Raw genomic sequence first — 3,529 nt, 5'->3', positions numbered from 1 at the left:
CAGTACAACAAATAACAACGAAATTATACACCTAAACCACCCTGAAAAAAAGCACTTTTTCTTCAGGGGTTTTCAGCATGCAATAAAAACTATGAAAAATTACTGATTATTTTTTTGAATTTTTACTTGATTTCTATTATCCAATTTTTTTATTAGTCATATTTATGGATTCCTTTCTTTGAACAATTATTGATCTAATCTATATATGTCAGAAAATGTCTCAGAAAAGTGATTTTGAACATCCATTTTGGAAATCAATCGTTACATACATCATAACCAATAAAGCCGATGTAATTTATAATAATTCTCCCATAATTTCTTCCATACGTCTGAATATTAGTTCTCGTGTATGAGATGATACTGATGAATACTTTGACATTAATTGAAAATAATTAATCATATAAAGCGATGCAAAGGCTACAGCATCCACTTCCGCTGGCTGGTCGTCAAAATTATCAAGGCCAATTTCCTCAGCCGATTTGAAGTCATAGTGTTCGGCATTGGTTAGGAACTGCCATCTGACGCGTAAATTATGTGCAACATAGAACAAGAACTCTGAATCCGGTTCATCGGTCGCAGGAATAAAAAACTTCTCTCCTGTAAATTGTTCTTTTCGAGTATCAGTACAAATACAAGAAAAATCATGCGTTATCTTCGGGATATCAATCCCTAAAACAAAACAGACGTCTGTAATAAAGTTACTAACAAAATCTTTAACCATTGGTTAATCCTCCCTTTTCGATTGAGTGTAATCTGTAAAATTTATTTTCTACACTATATATATGTCAGAATTTAAACTACAAATAAAAATTACATACAGCTATTTTTTAGTATGTATTGCGCACTATGAAGATCGGTCATTTTTTAATCATAACCCGAAGCCGCTTCGCGGTGCCTTCATGAGATGAAAAGTTCGCCGTTGTACACTCATCCAGGATACCCAGACCGTCCCCCGTCAGCAGCCCGGCATTTTAATCCTAAAGAAGGCACACTTCAACCAAAAACAGCTACAGCCTCCTCATAAATTTTGTTTGCAAAACAATGCCTATGACGGCTTTTGTATCAGCATGTATGCTGGCAAATCGTCTGATGACAGTAAATGGTAATACGATTTTTTAGCATTTTATATTTCTAATCGCCATACCCAGAGCGTTGTTAACAAGTGTGCTTTGTGTTCACGCCTTACGGCGTGGCTTTCAGGAGGGTAAAACCAAGCTGTTGAAGTACTAAGAGAGCGTTTAAGTATTTTAGCTTAACGGTTCATAAAACACCTTATAAACGATTCTTGAAAGCAAATTTACTTGAAGTAAGCAGTATACTACACCGTTGCAGATAGAACATAACGTACGCATTTTGATAGTAACGTTTATTCAATAAGGTTATATACAACCGCTTTAGCAGTTCTTATAGATACGTACACAAAAAAGCAGTAGTCCCACCATCTAAAACAGAGAAGACAACTTTAAACACAAAAAGCTTATTTCAAACTTATGAAGTCCGAGAACTGTTTACAAAGTTTGAATAATCACTTTCTAGAACACTAAAGCTTCATCACGCTAATTAAGAACCGTGAATCAAATAATGCTTACATTTAAGAAAAGTACACGTACCTTGTATGGCAGAACATACTGTTATACCGCTTCACTTTGCCTATAGCGATAACTGACCACATAGCCTTTAAAGCTATTCTCAAATTGTTCAAATAAAAAGCCGTTCTTTTCCAACGTCGAATAACAACAGCTTCCCATTTCATCTTTCCTGAAGGCTTTTTAATATTTCAAAAAAAGAAATGTACCTGTCCCCACAAGTAATGCTAGTAATAACCAGTGCAACTAATTTTTACCGAAAGCGCTACAATGGATCAAAATAAGTAGTGTTCCCATACCCACTATCCCAGTGTCCTAGCACTGGATAAATCAAAATCAACAATATATATATATTGTTTCTTTGAGTGAGAAAAATAACGTGACATTTTACAATTTACACGCTAAAAATCGCACGGAATTTTCAGTTGTAAGAAATAGTAGATAATCATTAAAATACATGATTCGTAAAAATAACCCCTTAGTTATACTAAGAGGCTATTCGTATTTACTATTTTAATAATCAGCTCCTAATTTCTTAAGTGCTTCTTCTAATGCTTCGTCACCTTCATCAATTTCGATAATTCCATTATCAGCATCAAGTTCTTCACCATAAAAACTATTTTCCATAGCTGCTTTCTTTTCATCAGCTACTCTTGCGTACATTTCGTTAATCATTACTTCCTCTTCCTCGCTACAGTCACGTTTCCACTCTTCAATCCAACGATATTTGTAAAACTGCTCGTCCACATCCCCCTTACTAAAAAGAGTATGCGTGCTCTTATCATAATCAACAACAAAAGGATTCTTAATACGAATACTACCATCAACACGGTTTTTTGAGATCAGAACCATTCTATAATTTGATTCGCAGTTTTTTGAATCACGTTTCCAATTGATGATACATGACAGAGAGTTTTTAATATCAGCACTTCCTGAAATGTTATCATTAATGTTTTCTGGGGCCGAACCACTCTGTTCTTTTCTCGAGTGTGCTACTAACACGATAGCAAGATTTCCGAGATTCTTTGCAAGACAAGCTAAATCTTTACAGACTTTACTTTGTCGGCTATATGTATCGTTATCTCCTTTGACTGAACTCTGAAGAACCATAAGATTATCTAACACTACCAAACCTACTTCATCATGAGAACAATTACTAGAACGAAGTTTATTGGAAAAATCAATAATTTTCTTTTTGATATCTTCAAAATCCAAGCCGTCGGTTGTAGAATTATCCAAATTCCATAGATAACCGCTTAACCACAATCTAATTTTTTCTTCACACAAATGGTGCACATCTGTATATGGTTTTCCGGACTCATCTGTATATGTGGTGAGAGCATACCTTCCTCCAGCCATATGTACAGCCTTATCCATCACAGCTCCATCACCATCCTCGCCTAGAAGATACATGGATGGAATATCCTTCTCAGCCGCTTTAATCATGATTTTAATTAAGAATGTAGTTTTACCCGTGTTTTCAGGTGATGTAATTCCAGTGGTATGTCCTACCCAGATTCCACCCTCAGGGTATCCTCCACCCAAAAATGCATCGACTTCTCTGATGCCAGTTGGAATTTTAACTAACGTTCTAATGTTAATACGTTTTTCCCCTGTTGGATTTTTGCAAAAATCACTTAAATCAACTTTACTCATGTTATTTATCCTCCTTATTTGATTTTTTTGTCTTTTCAATATATTCATCGAGATTCACGCAACCACGCAATTTTCCCTCAACAATCTTGATGTAATTTTCATGTTCGAAACTAACAGGTTCCTGCTTCAAAAGCCAATCAACATCCATTCCATTACTACCCATTTCATTGTTAAACCGCAAACTCTACCCATCTGATAACTGCAAATTATATTACCCTATATAATAATGTATTCTTATAGCGACCGCAGTTTATTTCAATCAATAAATCATAGATAAAGAAAAGATG

General features: G+C 35.0%; 3 protein-coding genes. All 3 read right to left on the bottom strand.

Annotation, left to right across the window (positions count from 1 at the left end; genetic code table 11):
* Nucleotides 1–295: 295 nt before the first annotated feature.
* Nucleotides 296–721 (bottom strand): hypothetical protein, encoded by a 426-nt coding sequence (locus tag H8909_RS12710; RefSeq protein ID WP_187013085.1) that lies wholly within the window; start codon nucleotides 719–721, stop codon nucleotides 296–298.
* A 1,378-nt stretch (nucleotides 722–2,099) separates the two neighbouring features.
* Nucleotides 2,100–3,242, bottom strand: a complete 1,143-nt coding sequence (locus H8909_RS12705) for a DnaB-like helicase C-terminal domain-containing protein (protein ID WP_187013084.1) — start codon at nucleotides 3,240–3,242, stop codon at nucleotides 2,100–2,102.
* 1 nt (nucleotide 3,243) lies between these two features.
* The gene (locus H8909_RS12700) at nucleotides 3,244–3,390 is read right to left on the bottom strand and encodes a hypothetical protein (protein WP_187013083.1); all 147 of its coding nucleotides are present in this window, start codon (nucleotides 3,388–3,390) and stop codon (nucleotides 3,244–3,246) included.
* Nucleotides 3,391–3,529 lie beyond the last annotated feature (139 nt).

This window comes from Catenibacterium faecis (genome assembly GCF_014306455.1).
GTDB classification, from domain to species: Bacteria; Bacillota_I; Bacilli_A; order Erysipelotrichales; family Coprobacillaceae; genus Catenibacterium; species Catenibacterium mitsuoka_A.
This window is presented reverse-complemented; position numbering and strand designations above follow the sequence as displayed.